We start from the raw sequence: 16,814 nt of genomic DNA on the forward strand, positions 1-16,814 counted from the left end.
CGGCCGGCCAGCAGCAGGCCGAGCAGAACGACGAGCGGCAGCGCCGCGAGCCAGCCCACGGTGAGAATCCGATCCCCACCGCATGTGAAGCGCATACGAGTTCGTTGTCCGGCTCTGCCGACCGGCCTCGACCCCCGGTTCCTGAACGCGCACGAAAAGTCGGCGGCCCCGGCCGCTCAGATCATCCGTCGGCGTGGCCGGCCACCGGCCCGACACCGGCCGAAGATCCCAGTCTGGGTATGCAATCTGGCGTCAGCCCACAGCGGCGAGATCCCGATGGCGCCCGTGCACGCCCGCGCGCCGGCCGCCGAGATCGCTTTCAGCTCCGACGGTCGACCCAGCCTCGAAGCCGTGCGACGAGTCAGGGCCTGGCGGGCTCCCGCGTGAATCCCGGCGGCGTGTAGCGCCTCCCTAGACTGGAGGAGTGCCGATCGTCCTGGCCGTTCTCGACGGCGTGCGCTGGCGTGGCCGGCCAGTGGTCGGCGAGCGCCCGCAGGCGTTGTTGGCGGCCCTGGCGGTCGGCGGTGGCCAGGCCGTGGCGAGCGAGCGGCTCGCCGAGGTGGTCTGGGGCGACAAGGAGCCGGGGAACGCCGGCAAGGCCCTCCAGGTCCTGATCTCGCGGACCCGGTCCCAGTGCGGGCCGGACGCCGTCGTGCGCGACGGGCACGGCTACCGCCTCGGCGTCCCGCCCGAGCAGGTCGACGCGCTGTGGCTCGGCGGCCTCACCCGACGGACGCGGCGCCTGCTCGCGGCCGGCGACCTGACCGCGGCGCGCGAGGCGGCGACCGAGGCGATGGCCCTGGCCGAGACGCTGGTCGAGCCCAGGGACGAGGACGCCCACCCGCTCGCCGAGCTGCGCCGGGACGCGACCGCGCACCGGGCCGAGCTAAGCGGGCTGCTCGGCCGGGTGCTGAGCCTGACCGGGGAGCACGCGGCCGCGCTGCCGCGCCTGCGCGAGGCGTTCGACCGGGACTCCTCCGACGAGGCCGTGCTGGCCTGCCTGCTGCGCAGCGAGGCTGCGGTGCGCGGCCCGAGCCCGGCCCTCGACCGGTACGAGCGGTACCGCGCCGGCCTGCGCGACCGGCTCGGCGTCAGCCCGGGTGTCCTGCTCGAACGGGTGCACCAGGAGCTGCTGCACCTCGACCGGCCGGTCCGGGTGGGCCTGCACTACGACACGAGCCCGCTGATCGGGCGTTCCGCGGACCTCACCCGGCTGCGGGCACTGGTCGGTGCCTCGCGGGTGGTCTCGATCGTCGGGCCGGGCGGGCTGGGCAAGACCCGGCTGGCCCATGCGCTCGGCCGGTCGGCGCAGCAGCCGGTGGTGCACTTCGTCGGGCTGGTCGGCGTGACCACGCCCGACGACGTGATCGGTGAGATCGGCTCCGCGCTGGGAGTGCGCGACTCGGTGCACGGTCGCCGGACGTTGACCCCCCAGCAGCTTGCCGACGTGCGCGGGCGGATCGCCCAGCACCTCAGCGTGGCGCCCAGCCTGCTGATCCTCGACAACTGCGAGCATCTCGTCGACGCCGTCGCCGACCTGGTCGCCTTCCTCGTCGCCACCGCGGCCGACCTGCGAGTGGTGACCACGTCACGGGCGCCGCTGGCGATCAGCGCGGAGCGGGTCTATCCGCTGGGCGAGCTCGACGCGGCGGAGTCCGCCGACCTGTTCCGGCAGCGGGCCGTCGCGGCGCGGCCAGACGTCCAGCTCCCCGAGGACGCGGTGCGGGACATCGCCGCCCGGCTGGACGGTCTGCCGCTGGCCATCGAACTGGCCGCCGCCAAGACCCGGGTGATGTCCGTCGAGGAGATCAGCCGACGGCTGGAGGACCGGTTCGCCCTGCTGCGCGGCGGGGTCAGGAACGCGCCGGACCGGCATCGCACCCTGGCCGCCGTCATCGACTGGTCCTGGAACCTGCTGGAGGAGCGCGAACGCCGGGCACTGCGCTGGCTGTCGGTCTTCCAGGACGGCGTCACCCTCGCGGGGGCGGAGGATGTGCTCGGCCCGGACGCGCTGGGCGCTGTGCAGGCACTCGTCGACCAGTCGCTGCTGACCGTCGCCGAGACGGACGCCGGCGTGCGGTACCGGATGCTCGAGACGGTCCGCGAGTTCGGCCGGATGCGCCTTGCGCAGGCCGGCGAGCAGGACGAGGCGCAGGCCGCGCTGCGGGCGTGGGCGGTCGGCTACGCGTACGCGGCGGCCAGGCAGATGTTCGGCGCCCATCAGCTCGAAGGCATCGACGCGCTCGACGCCGAGGAGACCAACCTGGCGGACGTGCTGCGGCAGACGCTTGCCGCCGCCGACCCGGAGGCGGCTGTCCACCTGCTGTGCGGTCTCGGAGGCTTGTGGTCCCTGCGAGGTGAGCACCCGAGAGTGACCGCCCTTGCGGCCTCTGTCGCCGAGACCGTCTCCGGTTGGCACCCTGGGCCGGAGACAGCCGACGCGACGCGGGCTGCCATGGTCATCGTGCTGCAGAACGCGATGATCGGGGCGAAGGAAGAGGCCTTCGCCCAGATCCACGACCTGCTCGTCCGGCTTGGGACGGACGACCACGGTGACCCACGGATCAACGCGATGGTCACCGTGATGCTCGCGCACGACCTGACCGGGAAAGACCCGCTCGGAGCACGGCTGGCGGAGCTGTCCGAGTCCGAGGACCGGTCCGTGGCGCTCGCCGCCCTGCAGTGGCGCAGTCATCTGCTCGAGAACTCCGGTGCGCCCGCACGCGCGATCGTGCTCGCCGAGCACGCGTTGAGCCTGATGCGCGCGGAGTACGACGGGCCGTGGCTGGCGGCAATGTTGCACGCCCATCTGGCCGGTCTCCATATGCAGCTTGGACATCCGCTCGCTGCGGTTCCACACGCCCACGCGGCGATTCCCGTACTGAAGCGGCTCGGCGCGCTCGACGACCTGATCCAGGTCCATTCGGTGCTGGCGCTCTCGGCGATCGCAGCGGGTCGGCTCGACGAGGCGTCGGCGCATCTTGCGGACATCGACCGGCTCAAGGGAACCGGGGGGGCGCTCGGCGGGCTGCTCGGGCTCGGGACGGTGGTGGCCGAGCTGGCGTTGGCGAACGGAGACACCGCCGCCGGGCTCGCCGCCTACCGGGACTCGGCCGCGCGGCTGCGCGCCTTCGTCTTCCCGGGCCACATCTCGACCGGTGCCGAGCCCTGGCTGCTGTTCGCGGACGCGAGCACGCTGACGGCGTTCGCCTACTACGCCTCCCCCGAGGACGAGGCCGAAGGCACCGAGCTGTTCCACTCGTGCCTCGCCAGGACCTCGCGAGCGCTGAAGCTCAGCGACGCCCGCCGCGACTTCCCGGTGTTCGGCATGGCGCTGTTCGCCCTGGGCGCCTGGGGCCTGCTGCGGTCCGCGGCGCCCGCCGCCGAGGCGGTGCGCCTGCTCGTGCTCGCCGAGCGGTTCGCCTACAGCCGGATGATGCCCACGATGTCCTGGGAGAAGATCATGCCCTGCGCCGAGGACAGGGCGCCGGGCTCGATGGCGGAATTCCGCGCGGCCTATGCCGAGCGAGCCGCTGCCGACCTGGCCGAGGAGGCCCTTCGCGCCGTCAGCCAGCTCAACACCACATGACCGGGTGGGGCTCATGGTCGTCAAGGCGACCTCGAATCCACCCGGTCATGAGGCTCAGGAACGTCCGCGTCAGAGGTGACGCTTGTAGCTGCGCACCGAAAGCGGCGCGAAGATCGCGATCACGACCAGGCAGGCCACCAGCGTCCACCCCACCTGGGCGGACAGGTGCGCGTGGTTGGCCAGGTCCCGGTCGGCCGAGACCAGGTGCGAGACCGGGTTGACCTTGACGAACGCCTTCAGCGGGCCCGGCAGCGTGTCGACGGGCACGAACGCGTTCGACAGGAAGGTCAGCGGGAAGAGGATCATCATCGACATGCCCTGGACGCTCTGCGCGCTGCGGGCGATGGTGCCGAAGAAGGTGAAGACCCAGGCCAGCGACCAGCCGGTGAAGATCGCCAGGAGGATCGCGCCGGCCACCCCGAGCACGCCTCCGCCGGGGCGGTAGCCGATGACGATGCCCATGGTGAAGGTAAGCGTCGACGCGATCGCGTACCGGATCAGGTCGGCGACCATCGGCCCGGCCAACGGCGCGATCCGGGCCATCGGCAGCGACTTGAACCGGTCGAAGACACCCTTGTCCATGTCCTCGCGCAGCTGCACGCCGGTGGCCATGCAGCAGGTCAGCACGGTCTGGGCGAGGATGCCGGGGATCATCAGCGGCAGGTAGCTCTTCACGTTCCCGGAGATCGCCCCGCCGAAGACGTAGGCGAACATCACCGTGAACAGGATCGGCTGCAGCGTCACGTCGAAGAACTGCTCCGGGTTGCGGCGCATCTTCTTGGTGGCCCGCCAGGCCATCGTGAGGACCTGGCGGAGGGTGTCCGCCGGGCTGGGGCGGTGCTGGGTGCGGGCGACCGCGGCCCGCGGGTCGACGGTGATCGTGGCCCGGGGCTCGGCGGTGATCGTGGTCATCGGGCCACCTCCTGTGGGGTCTGCTGCTTCGACTGGCTGGGCACGGCCGGGTCCGGCTGGTCGCCCTCGCCGGCGTCGTGGCCGGTGAGGGCGAGGAAGACCTCGTCAAGCGTCGGCTTGTCCACGCCGACCGAGGCGATGTTGACACCGGCCTGGCGCAGCCCGATCAGCACGTCGGCGACCCGGTCGGAGGTCTCGAGCGCGACGTTGAGCTGCCCGGCCTCGGGGGTGACGACCGGCTCCTCGCCGAGCTGGCGGCGGACGACATCCGTGGCCAGCGAGGTGTCCGCGCCCGAGGCCAGCCGCAGCCGCAGCGTCAGGTTGCCCACCGAGGTCTTCAGCTCGTCGGGGGTGCCCTCGGCGACCTTGCGGCCCCGGTCGATCACGGCGATCCGGCCGGCGAGCTGGTCGGCCTCGTCGAGGTACTGCGTGGTGAGCAGAACCGTGCACCCGCTGGCGACGAGGCCGCGGATGGTGTCCCACATCTGCCCGCGGGTGCGGGGGTCGAGGCCGGTGGTCGGCTCGTCGAGGAAGATCAGCGGGGGGCGGGTGATCAGGCTCGCGGCCAGGTCCAGCCGGCGGCGCATGCCGCCGGAGAACTGCGAGATCTGCTTCTTCGCCGCGTCCGTGAGGTCGAACTGCTCCAGCAGCTCGGCGGCCGTCGCGCGTGACTGGCGCGAGCTCAGGCCCTGGAGGCGGCCGAACATCCAGAGGTTCTCGGTGGCGGTGAGGTTCTCGTCGACGGAGGCGTACTGGCCGGTGACGCCGATGAGCTGGCGCACCCGGTGCGGCTCGCGGCGAACGTCGACACCGAAGATCGACGCGTCGCCGCCGTCGATCGTCAGCAGCGTCGCCAGCATCTTCAGCATCGTCGTCTTGCCGGCGCCGTTGGGGCCGAGGACGCCGAAGATCTCGCCTTCACCGATGTCAAGGTCGACGCTGTCGACGGCGCGCACGTCGCCGAACGTCTTGACCAGACCACGTGCGTGGACGGCGGCTGTCATGAAGGTGCTCCTTCCGGACCGCTCCGGTGTGGCCGGCCCATGGGAACAACTCTGGCTGCCGCCGGTTTCACGGTGCCCTCAGGGTGGTTTCACGGGTACCCGATGGCTTTCGCGCGGCTGCCGGCCGGCTGGTGGGACGGGGTCCTAGACTTCGGCGCCATGGCAATCAGCGATGAGAAGTACGTGGCGGTCACGACTTTCCGCAAAAACGGCGCCGGTGTCTCCACGCCGACCTGGATCGTGCCGCTCGACGACGGCCGGGTCGGTTTCTGGACGTCGTCCGCCTCCGGCAAGTACAAGCGGCTGCGCAACAACCCCAGGGTGACGGTCGCGCCCTCGGACGCCCGCGGCCGCATCAAGGCCGATACTGCCGCGGTCGACGGAACCGCCGAGCTGGCCCAGTCCGGTGCGGACTTCGACGCGATCCGGACCAGGGTGCGGGCGAAATACGGCGTCGCTGTCCACCTCACGAAGTTCCTCAACACCCTTGGCCACCTCGGCAAGGGCAGGTTCCCCTATGGCGACACCGGCGTCGTCATCACCCTCGCCGCCCCCGCCCCCGCCGCCGAGACCGAGACCGCGTCCAGCCTGGAATAGCACCGGCGGCCCGATGATGGCCGGGTGGGCCACGAGGTAAGCCTCACTGACGCCAAAGCCCGGCCGACCGGCATCTACTGGCTGCCGGAGTAACCGCGAGGCCGTCGGCCAGGCCGGCGTCCGGCGACTCGAACGACGGCGATCTGGACGACCACAGCCGCGGCGAGCGCCGCGGCGAATGCCACAAATGTCCCGGCCGGGACGACGAGAACCGCGACGAGAAAGCAGAAAGTCGCGAATGCGGCCAGGCCTCGCAGAACGCCACGCAACAGCGCGGCCGTGAGCTGGTGGCCGTGCTGGGCCAGCGTGAACGCGGCGACGACACTGGTCGCGATCGGGAACGGGGCGAGAACACCGGTCAGCCGAGGGCCCAGCGCTGCCGCGGACTCCGTCAGCATGAGAACGAGGACCGCGGTGGCGACCGCGCGACCAGGCAGATCCCAGGCCGGCTGCGCGGCCCGGCCGTGCCCGCCGCCGGTCGGCGTAACGGCCGGCATCACCGCGACGGCGCCACCAGCCGCAGCCAGCGCGAGAAGAAGGCCGATCGGCGGCGGCACCACGAGCAACGCCAGGAGAAGGTCGGCGGTCAGGCACGCGCCCCAGCCGACCGCGAGGCTGCCCTTCCAGCCCAGCTTGCGTGCGGCGCGGGCGAACACCACCGCGAACAGGGCGAGCGTCACCAGGCCGAGCAGCGCGGCGTTCGCGGCAGGCGCGGCGAACCGCCGGCCGTGCTGAAGGTCGGTGATAAGCAGGATCGGGCCGGCGACGACGGGCAGCGCGACCAACGTGCCGGCCAGGCCAGGTCCCCACCGTCGTCCCGCGAGTGACGAGGCGACGGCCAGGAGCGGGGCGAGCAGCAGTTTCAAGGCCAGCGTCACGACGGGATCCTCACCTGATCCTGGACCGTCCGCGGGACGGTTTGTGCCAGGACCTCCCGGTCGTCAGAGTGGTCGAGGCCACCGGTGCGGCCCCGCGCGAGGGTGACCTGGAGAAGTTCCGGCGGCGGCCCGGAGCCGCGGCCCGAGGTCGTCGGGCGAGCAGGGAAAGCGGGCTGCGATGAGCCGAAAACGGCGCGTGTTCCTGACCGGCGCGACCGGGAACTGGGGCCGCCGGGTGCTGCGCGAGTTCGCCGACCGGGCGGACCGGTTCGACGTCGTGGCCCTGGTGCTGCCGACCCGGCGCGAGCGCGCGGCCATCGCCGCGTTCAGCGACCTGCCGAACCTGCGGGTCGTCTGGGGCGACCTGACGGACTACGACACCGTCGAACAGTGCGTGCGCGGCAGCGACTACGTCCTGCACGTCGGCGCGATCGTCTCCCCGCAGGCGGACGACCAGCCGGAGCTCACCTACCGGGTCAACGTCGGCGGCGCACGGAACATCATCAGGGCGGCCCGGGCCCAGCCGGACCCCGGGGCGATCGGCGTCGTCATGATCGGATCGGTCGCCCAGACCGGTGACCGCAATCCACCGCATCACTGGGGCCGGGTCGGCGACCCGCTTCGGGTCTCGCGGTTCGACGAGTACGGGCAGAGTAAGATCGTCGCCGAGCGGACGCTGATCGAATCCGGGCTGCCGCGCTGGGTGTGGCTGCGCCAGACCGGGATCTTCCACTCCGGGATGCTGGAGATCCGGGACGCGATCGTGACCCACGTGCCGTTCACGGGCGTCATGGAATGGGCGACCGCCGAGGACTCGGCCCGGCTGCTCGCCAACATCTGCGAGGACGGCGTGCCCGAGCGGTTCTGGGGCCGGGTCTACAACATCGGCGGCGGCGCCGACTGGCGGCTGACCAACTGGGAGATTCAGGTCAGGCTGGCCGCCGTGCTCGGCGTGCCGGACATCCGGCGCTGGTACGAGCGCAACTGGTTCGCCACGCGGAACTTCCACGGCCAGTGGTACACCGACTCGGACGACCTGGAGAACCTCGTGCCGTTCCGGCGCGACACCGTGGACGACGCGCTGGCCCGGGCCGTCCGCGCGTGCCCTCGATCGGTGCGCCTGGCGGGAAGGATCCCGGCGGCGGTCGTGAAGAACCTCGTGATCGGCCCGCTCACCCGCCAGCCCCGCGGCAGCATGGCGTGGATCCGCGCCGACGACGACCAGCGCATTCGCGCCTATTTCGGCTCCCGCGCGGACTGGGAGGCCATCGGCGACTGGTCCACCTTCCAGATCCCGGCGCCGGACCAGACCCCGCGGCTGCTCGACCACGGGTACGACGAGTCGAAGGACCCGGCTGCCTGGACCGACGACGACTTCGCCGCCGCCGCCGACTTCCGTGGCGGCGAGCTGCTGTCCGAGATCCTGCCTGCCGGCGACGTCACGGCACCGCTGCGCTGGCGGTGCGCCGACGGCCACGAGTTCACCGGCAGCGCACGCCTCATCCTCACCGCCGGCCATTGGTGCCCCGAATGTGTCCGCGACCCGGCCGGCTACGCCAAACAGGCCGTGGCCAACCGTTTCCTGGCCCAGATCGAGTCCACCTCGTAGGTCAGCGACTGCGCTCGACCCGGCCCTCGTCCCAGACCGGCTCCGCGGTCTCGCGGACCTGACCGTCCATGCCGAAGGCCAGGAACCGGTCGAAGGCGCGCGCGAACCAGCGGTCGTGGGTGACCGCGAGGACGGTGCCCTCGAACGACTCCAGCGCCGCCTGCAATGCCTCGGCCGATTCCAGGTCGAGGTTGTCGGTCGGCTCGTCGAGCAGCAGCGCGGTACTGCCGGCCAGCTCCAGCAGCAGGATCTGGAACCGCGCCTGCTGGCCACCCGAAAGCTTCTCGAACGGCAGATCACCCTGCGGTTCGAGCTCGTAACGGCGCAGCATGCCCATCGCGCCGCCACGGTTCTTGGCGTGGTCCTTCCAGAGAATGTCGACGAGGGTGTGGCCGGCCAGCTCCGGGTGGGCGTGCGTCTGCGCGAAATGGCCCGGCACGACGCGCGCTCCCAGCTTCCACTCACCGGTGTGGGCGACGGGCTGGCCGGCAAGCAGCCGCAGCAGGTGCGACTTCCCGGAACCGTTCGAGCCGAGGACCGCGACCCGTTCGCCGTAGAAGACCTCCAGGTCGAACGGGCGCATCAGCCCGCTCAGCTCCAGCCCCGCGCAGGTGAGCGCGCGGACCCCGGTCCGGCCGCCCCGCAGCCGCATCCGGATGTCCTGGCGGCGCGGCGGCTCCGGCGGCGGGCCGATCTCCTCGAACTTGCGCAGCCGGGTCTTCGCGGCCTGGTAGCGCGACGCCATGTCGGGGCTGCGCGCGGCGTACTGCTGCAGGTCGGCGACGAGCCGCTTCAGCTGGGCGTGCTTCTCGCCCCAGCGCCGGCCGAGCTCCTCGAAACGTTCGAAACGCTGCTGGCGGGCCTCGTGATAGGTCTCGAAGCTCTCGCCGTGCACCCAGACATCGGATCCCGCCGGGCTCGGCTCCACACTGACGATCTTCTCGGCCGCACGGGACAACAGCTCCCGGTCGTGCGAGACGAACAACACGGTCTTACGCGTCGCTTTCAGCTGCTCCTCGAGCCAGCGCTTGCCCGGCACGTCGAGATAGTTGTCCGGCTCGTCGAGGAGCAGCACCCCGTCCGGGCCGCGCAGCAGCGCCTCCAGGACCAGGCGTTTCTGCTCCCCGCCGGACAGCGTCCGGACCTCGCGCCACTGCGCCCGTTCGTATGGCGTGCCGAGCGCGGCCATGGTGCACGTGTCCCAGACGGTCTCGGCCTCGTAGCCGCCGACCTCGGCCCAGTCGCTCAGCGCCTGCGCGTACTGCAGCTGCGCCGCCTCGTCGTCGCGCTCCATCATGGCCAGCTCGGCCGCGTCGACCTGGACGGCCACCTCCCGGACCCGTGGCTCGGCCACCGAGACCAGCAGGTCGCGGACCGACCGCTCGTCGCGCACCGAACCGACGAACTGCGGCATCACGCCGAGGCCACCGCTGACCACGACCGTCCCGCCGTGCGGGCGCAGCTCGCCGGACAGCAGCCGCAGCAGCGTCGTCTTGCCGGCGCCGTTAGCGCCCACCAGGGCGGCCTTCGCGCCTTCTCCCACCCGGAAGGACGTGTCCGAGAACAGCACCCGCCCGTCCGGCAGGTAGTACTCGACGTGCGCCACTTCCAGATGCCCCATGGGCGGATCCTCGCGGGCGCGTCACGGCCTGGCAAACCGTTTGATCGCCACGAGCCCCTGGCCGGTGTGCGCCGCGCCGGGCGGCTTGCGCGGGAGCCGGGCGTCGCGCCGGCTGGGATAGTCGGGGGCCATGACTTATGGCACGATTGTCCGCCCGGTGGATGCCCGCACCTTCCTTTACGCCGGACAGCCGATGGCGGTGCTCGCCGAGCCGGCGCCAGGAGTGGACTCCCTGGCCGCCGCGGAGATGCTCGTTCCGCCGTTGTTCGCGGGGCCGGTGCCACACGCCCACAACGGGTTCGACGAGGCGCTCTACGTGCTGGACGGCGTGCTGCTGCTTACCTACGGCCAGGCCGAGCCGGTCGAGGCATCCGCGGGCACCTTCTGCATGGCGCCGCATGCTCAGCAGGTCGTACGTCCGTTCCAGGTACTCCGGCAACAGGACGTCGTCGTCGGCCGCCCAGCGGAAGAAGCGCCCCCGCGAGATCCTGGCGACCTCGTTGTAGTTGGCGTTCGCGCCGATGTTCTCCGCCTGTCGCAGGTAGCGAACCCGCGAGTCCTCCTTGGCGAAGCGGCGACAGAGCTCCTCCGTGCCATCGGTGGAGGCATTGTCCGAGATCACCAGCTCGAAGTCACCGAACGTCTGCGCCAGATGCGACTCGATCGCCGCCCCGAGGAAGTCAGCGCCGTTGTACACCGGAATCCCGATGCTGACCTCAGGTACCCGGGATTCCGTCATCGCAGCGTCTCCGTCTGTCGATCGTCAGCCTGCCGAGCACCAGGGCCGCGCCCGGGCGTGCACATTGGCGCTCGACCGCGGGTGGATCAGGGTCTCCCGCCGGCGTCGCACCCTCCAGGGCGAGCAGAGCCCCCGGGAACACGTCACCTCAAACGCGCCAACCATACCCTCACGTGAGGGTATGGTTGGCCCTGGGTGCGGATGGGACTCGAGGCCCAGCGGGCCGCGAGGGAGCGGCCGCGACGAGCGTTCGCCCACGTCGCGGACGCCAGGACACCGGCTGGTCTCGTGCGGTGTCGAGCTGGCTACGTTCGGGGACCCCGGTGTGGCGGCCCACCGCGCCGGAGATCGCCCCATCGCCTGCCGCCGCAGGCCCCCTGGCTCGCACCACCTCGGGCCTGCGCGCGGCCGCTCGGTGATTCCTTTTCACCCAGATCACGAGCAACTCCCCCGAGGGCACCGCCCCCAGCGGCAACTCGGTCGTCCTGAGCTACCAGCGCAACGCGGCCGGCACCGACAAGGAGGCGCACGAGGGCGAGCTGATCGCGCCCCAGGGTGACTTCACCGTCTCGGACAACTACGACGCGAACTGGTACGGCTCCTTCACGCTGGCCGCCGGGGACACCCCGCTGCACCAGCCGACGGACGTCGGCACCGCCGGCAGCCCCGCCGCGCAGTCCGCCGCCGCCGACAACGCCGCGCGGATGGTCACCCTCGACGACGGGTCGAGCGTCAACTACTCGACCGGCGCGAACGCGCGCTACGTCGACCTGGGCAGCACGCTCGACCCGGCGGAGCAGACGTACTCGTACAACAGCCTTGAGGGCTCGCTGGATCACGTGCTCGCCAACCCGGCCGCGCTGACGATGGTGACCAGCGCGGACGTGTGGCAGGGCAACGCCCAGGAGGCCGTCGCCTTCGCCTACAGCCGCTACAACTGGCTGCGCAGCACGCTGCGCACGTTCCACGAGTTTTTCGCCGAGGCCCCGTCGCTCGCGCTGCAGGCCCGGCCGCGGGACCTGAACCTGCTGCTCAATGCCGCCCGCGACGGCGAGGTCCAGCTCGAGCGCTTCATGACGGCGATCGACGCGCTCGACGACCGGGATGTGCGCGGCCCCGTCGCGGCCCAGGTGCAGGGCCACCTGGGCTCGGAGCACCTGCGGGGCCGGGAGCGAGCCCTGGCGTGGATGCGCGGCGGGGAATACCTGGGCTTCGTCGACGACCTGGTCGCCTTCGTGACCGCGCCGCCGTACTCGCCCCTCGGCCAACCCCCGGCCGGGGCGGCTCTGCGCGCCCCGGTCCGCAGGGCCGACCGCAAGCTGCGACGCCGGGCCGGCCTCGCGCTTCGCGCCCCCGAAGGAGACCGCCAGGACGCCGCCCTGCACGCCGCGAGGAAGGCGGCGAAGCGGCTTCGCTACGCCGCCGAGACGATCAGGCCGGTCCACGGGATGAACGCCGCGAAGCTCGCCAGGCGCGCCAAGCGAATCCAGGACACCCTGGGCGAGCATCAGGACTGCGTCGTCGCCCAGGGCGTCCTGCGGGAGTTCGCGACCGCCGCGAACGGCGCCGGCGAGTCCTCGTTCACCTACGGGCTTCTCCTCGGCGGCGAGCAGGAGCACGCGCGCCGGATACGGGACGCCTTCGCCGCCCGCTGGCCGAAGGTCGCCGGCCGAGGCCACCGCCGCTGGCTGCGCTAGCCGCGACAACGCCGTCACCGGTCGTCTGCTTCGACGGGACGGCCAGGCAGGCTGCGACCGGGCAGCCTGCCGACAGGACGGGGCGATCGCGAGCTGGCGGGCACCGGTACACCGTCCGGCGGCCCCCAGGCAGGCCACCTGCGGCGGCATGTCGCGCGCCTCCTCCGCATCTCACCGCGCCGCCGTCGCGCCAGGCCGGACCGGGTGGGCGGCTTCGATCGCGGGCCGACGCACTCGCGTCACCCGAAGTCGGATTCGGAAACAGCATCGACGCGCGGCGACGGGATCGTACCGACCAGTTCGATTTACCAGCGGATTGCGACGGCATCTTGCGACCACCAGGCCCCGGACCATGCGCGCGGCCTGCCTCGATGTTGTCCCGGAGTGCTCGCCGTGCGACCTTGCCGCGCATCAGTCGGCCGAGTTTCCTGGCGTTGCAGCGTTCCGCGTGCCCTTCGCGGCATGCCAGGCAGGCAAAGGGGAAAGATGACGAGCAGCGTGCGCGCGGCCATGGGCTTGCGAGACCCGGTCCACATCGTCCGGGGTGGGCAGAGCAGGACCGGACCAGCCGCTCCTGGTGCGCCGAACGGCCCCGCCGCCTCGACCCCAGTTCGTTGCCAAGTCAACGAAACCGGTGGGCGGATGCCCGACATCCTCACATCCGTGACACCTTGGCCGTATCATTCGCAGCTACCGGGGCGGGTGGTCGGGGAGCCCGCCGGTAGGCCCATCGCCTCGCCCGACGCGCCGGCGGCGTGCACGCGAGGTGACCGGAGAAAGGACCTGCGCAGTGCCGCGAAACCGTCCTTCCGCAAGCCTTCCGGCCTCAGCCCGGACGGTGTGTGGGTGAGCCTCTCGGGAGCGCGCCCCAAAGGGCCGCGCCCAGATCTGAAGGATGGGCCTCAGAAAGTTCTCCTGACCCGGCTGAACGAACTCAACAATCCATATCGGGTCAGCTATGAAATGGTTTCCCGCCAGCTCTGGTCAGATCAGGCACCGACCAAGATCCAGAGGTCGCGGACGCGAGATCTGAGCCGCCAGCTCCGTGGCGAGAAAGCCATCGAATGGCGGGTCGTCGAGATCTACGTCGAGCTGCTTTTCGCCGCGCCCGACCCGGCCCGGGCGATCGAGCTGGCATCGCTGCGCGACCTGCACACCCAGGCGTTCGGGGCGACCGTCGACCCCGACGGTGCCCCCTCCCCGGAGCCCGAAGCCGCGCCGGTCGACCCGGCCTACGTCGCCGAGCTGGAGCGCAAGCTGGAGGAGGCCCGGACCCGCGCCTCCTTCGCCACCGCGCTGCTCGTGATCGTGCAGGCGGAGAACACGACGCTGCGCGGCCGCAACTCGTCCTTCGACTGGTTCAACCAGCCGGCCCGCCGCGGCAGCGCCGCGGCCCAGGCCGCCGAAGCTGGCTCCCGCCCGCGCGGTGGACGGCGGGCCGCCGCCGAACAGCCCACGACGGCCAACCGGGCCACCGGCAGCCGCTCCAGCGGCGCCCGGACCAGTAGCGCCCCCTCCCCCGCCGGCTCCACGTCGAGGACGAGCCGCCGGGAGCCCGAGCCGAGCGTCGGCAGCGAGGCCTTCCGGCCTGCCGACCCAGTCACCACACCGATCACCCGGCGCGGGTCCTACCGCACCGGCCAGCGCCGCCGTCCCGTCTCGGCCAGAGCGACCCTGGCCGACGCCTTTCCGCCTGGCGGCCGCGCGCCGGCCCACCCAACGGCTGCTCCCCCGGCCCCGCCGACGACACTCGCCGCCGCCACGCGCGGCCGCTCGGCGTCGACCTCGCTTCACCGCGCCCCGATACCCGAATCACCGGCCGACGACGGCCTGGACGCCCTGGTCAGCCACGAGAAACGCCGCCGCGGCAAGAACCCCTGACGTCCTCGGCCAGGGCGGCCAGGGCGGCCGGGGCGGGCCGCCAGCACGACGACCGACCGGCCCCGGGGGGATCCCCCGGGCCGCCTCGGATTCCGGCAGGCTCCGCCGGTTGACAAAGGTAGTGAGTCGCCACTACCTTTTTGCCATGGCCACCAAGACAGCCGACTCCGGCAGGACCCGGATGAGCGCCGACGAGCGGCGTGCCTCCGTCCTCACGGTCGCCGTCGAGGAGTTCGCGCGTGGCGGGCTGGCCGGCACGTCCACCGAGACGATCGCGGCCCGCGCCGGGATCTCGCACCCCTACCTGTTCCGCCTGTTCACCAACAAGAAGGGCCTCTTCCTCGCCGCCGTCCGGGAGATCTTCGCCCGCACCGTCACCATGTTCGAGCAGGTCGCCGGCGACCAGTCCGGCGAGGCGGCCTTCAAGGCGATGGGCGACGCCTACAACGAGCTGTTGACTGATCGGACCTACCTGCTGCTGCAGATGCAGGCGTACGCGGCCTGCGAGGACGCGGAGGTCCGGGACGTCACCCGGCGCGGGTTCCGCGACCTGTGGTACTGCGTCGAACGTCTCTCCGGCCTGCCCGTGGACGAGGTCCGCGACTTCTTCGCCTTCGGCATGCTGCTCAACGTGGCCGCCGCGATGGACCTGCCTGCCCTCGGCGAGCGCTGGGCCCAGAACCTCTGCCCGGAACGGGCCGAGTAGCCCCCTACGCGTATCCCCGACCGGGCGGCACAGCCCGACCAGGCAGTACGGCCCCCTTTTTTTGACCTCGCTATGCAGTGACGACTCACTATCGAGAGGAGTGCGGACCGATGACCACCCCACGGGCTCGGACCGTCTGGACCTTCGTCATCACCTCGCTGGCCGCGTTCATGGTGTCGCTGGACAACCTGGTGGTCACCTTCGCGCTGCCCCAGATCAGGGCCGACCTCGGCTCAGGCCTCGAGGGCCTGGAGTGGACGGTCAACGCCTACACGCTGCCGTTCGCGGTCCTGCTGCTGATCGGCGCGGCCCTCGGTGACCGGCTCGGCCGTCGGCGGATCTTCACCCTCGGGCTGACGGTCTTCACCGCGGGCAGCGCGGCCGCCGCCCTCGCCCCGTCCATCGGCGTCCTCATCGCGGCCCGGGCCGTGCAGGGTGCCGGCGCGGCGTTGGTCCTGCCGCTCACCCTGACGATCCTGTCCGCGGCGGTCCCGCCGCAACGGCGCGGTGCCGCCCTCGGCGTGTGGGGCGCGGTCTCCGGTCTCGCGGTCGCCCTCGGCCCGCTCATCGGCGGGGCCATCACCGACGGCGCGGCCTGGCAGTGGATCTTCTGGCTGAACGTCCCGATCGGGATCGTCACCATTCCGATCGCGCTGCGCCGGCTCACCGAGACCCGCGGCCCCTCCACCAAGCTCGACCTGCCCGGCGTCGCGATCGGCGCGACCGGCCTGTTCGGCGTCACCCTCGGCCTGGTGCGCGGCGAGGGGCACGGCTGGACCAGCGCGCCCGTCCTGGCCAGCCTGATCCTCGGCAGCCTCGCCGTCGCAGCGTTCGTCGCCTGGGAGCTTCGCCTCGAAGCTCGCGGCGGCCAGCCGATGCTCCCGATGAGCCTGTTCCGCAACCGCGGGTTCGCCGCAGTCAACGTCGCCACGGTCCTGTTCTCCGTCGGCATGTTCGGCGCGATCTTCCTGCTCGCCCAGGCGCTGCAGAACGTCTTCGGCTACTCCCCGCTGGAGGCCGGCCTGCGCACCCTGCCCTGGACAGCGATGCCGCTGCTGATCGCCCCGATCGCCGGGCCGCTGTCCGACCGGACCGGCGGGCGCCCGCTGCTGGTCACCGGCCTGTTGCTGCAGGCGGCCGGCCTGGCCTGGATCGCCGCCACGATGACCACCGGGATGAGCTACGGCCAGCTGGTTCCGGCCTTCACCCTGGCCGGGCTGGGCATGTCGCTGTTCATCGTCCCCATCGCCACCGTCGCCCTCGGCTCCGTCCGATCCGACCAGCAGGGCCTGGCCTCCGGCGCCAACAACGCCGTCCGCGAGCTCGGCGGCGTCCTCGGCATCGCCGTCCTGTCCTCGGTCTTCGCCAACCAGGGCGGGTACGGCGACGCGCAGCACTTCATCAACGGCATCACCCCCGCCCTCTGGGTCGGCGTCGCGGCGCTGGTCGCCGGCGCCCTGGCCGGGCTCGTCATCCCCGGCCGGCCGGCCGTCGCCCCCTCCCCGGTGGCGGACGATGCGACGACCGCGCGACCGAACCTGGAACCCGTCACGATCTGACCCGCGCAAAACGGCGCAACCC

The 16,814-nt window shown here is 71.9% G+C and carries 12 protein-coding genes; 7 read left to right on the top strand and 5 right to left on the bottom strand.

Annotated features, from left to right (window positions below; translation table 11 throughout):
• Nucleotides 1-424 precede the first annotated feature (424 nt).
• Nucleotides 425-3,589: an ATP-binding protein gene (locus FRADC12_RS11005; protein WP_045876579.1), complete on the top strand. Its 3,165-nt coding sequence runs from the start codon at nucleotides 425-427 to the stop codon at nucleotides 3,587-3,589.
• 69 nt (nucleotides 3,590-3,658) lie between these two features.
• Here the strand turns inward: FRADC12_RS11005 and FRADC12_RS11010 are convergent, their stop codons facing one another.
• Nucleotides 3,659-4,501, bottom strand: a complete 843-nt coding sequence (locus FRADC12_RS11010; protein WP_045876580.1) for an ABC transporter permease — start codon at nucleotides 4,499-4,501, stop codon at nucleotides 3,659-3,661.
• A complete protein-coding gene (locus FRADC12_RS11015; protein WP_045876581.1) occupies nucleotides 4,498-5,505 on the bottom strand; it encodes a daunorubicin resistance protein DrrA family ABC transporter ATP-binding protein in 1,008 nt (335 codons plus the stop codon). Before FRADC12_RS11015 ends, FRADC12_RS11010 begins: the two co-directional genes overlap by 4 nt.
• Before the next feature lie 102 nt (nucleotides 5,506-5,607).
• On the opposite strand from FRADC12_RS11015, the gene FRADC12_RS11020 reads away from it, so the two are divergent.
• Nucleotides 5,608-6,102 (top strand): PPOX class F420-dependent oxidoreductase, encoded by a 495-nt coding sequence (locus FRADC12_RS11020; RefSeq protein ID WP_232303728.1) that lies wholly within the window; start codon nucleotides 5,608-5,610, stop codon nucleotides 6,100-6,102.
• A 74-nt stretch (nucleotides 6,103-6,176) separates the two neighbouring features.
• On the opposite strand, the gene FRADC12_RS11025 is transcribed toward FRADC12_RS11020, so the two are convergent.
• On the bottom strand, nucleotides 6,177-6,980 hold the full coding sequence (locus FRADC12_RS11025; protein ID WP_045876582.1) for a hypothetical protein: 804 nt from the start codon (nucleotides 6,978-6,980) through the stop codon (nucleotides 6,177-6,179).
• 178 nt (nucleotides 6,981-7,158) lie between these two features.
• On the opposite strand from FRADC12_RS11025, the gene FRADC12_RS11030 reads away from it, so the two are divergent.
• On the top strand, nucleotides 7,159-8,589 hold the full coding sequence (locus tag FRADC12_RS11030; protein ID WP_045876583.1) for an NAD-dependent epimerase/dehydratase family protein: 1,431 nt from the start codon (nucleotides 7,159-7,161) through the stop codon (nucleotides 8,587-8,589).
• Between the two features lies 1 nt (nucleotide 8,590).
• Here the strand turns inward: FRADC12_RS11030 and FRADC12_RS11035 are convergent, their stop codons facing one another.
• Both FRADC12_RS11035 and FRADC12_RS33035 read right to left on the bottom strand, forming a co-directional pair.
• The gene (locus FRADC12_RS11035; RefSeq protein ID WP_045876584.1) at nucleotides 8,591-10,210 is read right to left on the bottom strand and encodes an ABC-F family ATP-binding cassette domain-containing protein; all 1,620 of its coding nucleotides are present in this window, start codon (nucleotides 10,208-10,210) and stop codon (nucleotides 8,591-8,593) included.
• Complete coding sequence (locus FRADC12_RS33035; protein ID WP_232303729.1) at nucleotides 10,095-10,949, bottom strand: glycosyltransferase family 2 protein; 855 nt, start codon at nucleotides 10,947-10,949, stop codon at nucleotides 10,095-10,097. Before FRADC12_RS33035 ends, FRADC12_RS11035 begins: the two co-directional genes overlap by 116 nt.
• Nucleotides 10,950-11,653: 704 nt before the next feature.
• Between FRADC12_RS33035 and FRADC12_RS11040 the strand changes: the two genes are divergently transcribed.
• The 4 genes from FRADC12_RS11040 to FRADC12_RS11055 all read left to right on the top strand — a co-directional run bounded on the left by FRADC12_RS11040 (nucleotide 11,654) and on the right by FRADC12_RS11055 (nucleotide 16,792).
• On the top strand, nucleotides 11,654-12,646 hold the full coding sequence (locus FRADC12_RS11040) for a CHAD domain-containing protein (protein ID WP_084010588.1): 993 nt from the start codon (nucleotides 11,654-11,656) through the stop codon (nucleotides 12,644-12,646).
• 963 nt (nucleotides 12,647-13,609) lie between these two features.
• Nucleotides 13,610-14,527, top strand: coding sequence for a hypothetical protein (locus tag FRADC12_RS11045; RefSeq protein WP_052710837.1), 918 nt, complete (start codon nucleotides 13,610-13,612; stop codon nucleotides 14,525-14,527).
• A gap of 145 nt (nucleotides 14,528-14,672) precedes the next feature.
• On the top strand, nucleotides 14,673-15,233 hold the full coding sequence (locus FRADC12_RS11050; RefSeq protein WP_045876585.1) for a TetR/AcrR family transcriptional regulator: 561 nt from the start codon (nucleotides 14,673-14,675) through the stop codon (nucleotides 15,231-15,233).
• 110 nt (nucleotides 15,234-15,343) lie between these two features.
• Nucleotides 15,344-16,792, top strand: a complete 1,449-nt coding sequence (locus FRADC12_RS11055) for a DHA2 family efflux MFS transporter permease subunit (protein WP_045876586.1) — start codon at nucleotides 15,344-15,346, stop codon at nucleotides 16,790-16,792.
• Nucleotides 16,793-16,814 lie beyond the last annotated feature (22 nt).

The sequence above is a fragment of the Pseudofrankia sp. DC12 genome (assembly GCF_000966285.1).
Classification (GTDB): domain Bacteria; phylum Actinomycetota; class Actinomycetes; order Frankiales; family Frankiaceae; genus Pseudofrankia.

Bases quoted from the DNA above. Each gene is read 5' to 3' on its own strand.
- FRADC12_RS11010 (WP_045876580.1), bottom strand. From the start codon at position 4,501: ATGACCACGATCACCGCCGAGCCCCGGGCCACGATCACCGTCGACCCG.
- FRADC12_RS11015 (WP_045876581.1), bottom strand. From the start codon at position 5,505: ATGACAGCCGCCGTCCACGCACGTGGTCTGGTCAAGACGTTCGGCGAC.
- FRADC12_RS11020 (WP_232303728.1), top strand. From the start codon at position 5,608: ATGGCTTTCGCGCGGCTGCCGGCCGGCTGGTGGGACGGGGTCCTAGAC.
- FRADC12_RS11030 (WP_045876583.1), top strand. From the start codon at position 7,159: ATGAGCCGAAAACGGCGCGTGTTCCTGACCGGCGCGACCGGGAACTGG.
- FRADC12_RS11035 (WP_045876584.1), bottom strand. From the start codon at position 10,210: ATGGGGCATCTGGAAGTGGCGCACGTCGAGTACTACCTGCCGGACGGG.
- FRADC12_RS33035 (WP_232303729.1), bottom strand. From the start codon at position 10,949: ATGACGGAATCCCGGGTACCTGAGGTCAGCATCGGGATTCCGGTGTAC.
- FRADC12_RS11040 (WP_084010588.1), top strand. From the start codon at position 11,654: ATGGTCACCCTCGACGACGGGTCGAGCGTCAACTACTCGACCGGCGCG.
- FRADC12_RS11045 (WP_052710837.1), top strand. From the start codon at position 13,610: ATGGTTTCCCGCCAGCTCTGGTCAGATCAGGCACCGACCAAGATCCAG.
- FRADC12_RS11050 (WP_045876585.1), top strand. From the start codon at position 14,673: ATGGCCACCAAGACAGCCGACTCCGGCAGGACCCGGATGAGCGCCGAC.
- FRADC12_RS11055 (WP_045876586.1), top strand. From the start codon at position 15,344: ATGACCACCCCACGGGCTCGGACCGTCTGGACCTTCGTCATCACCTCG.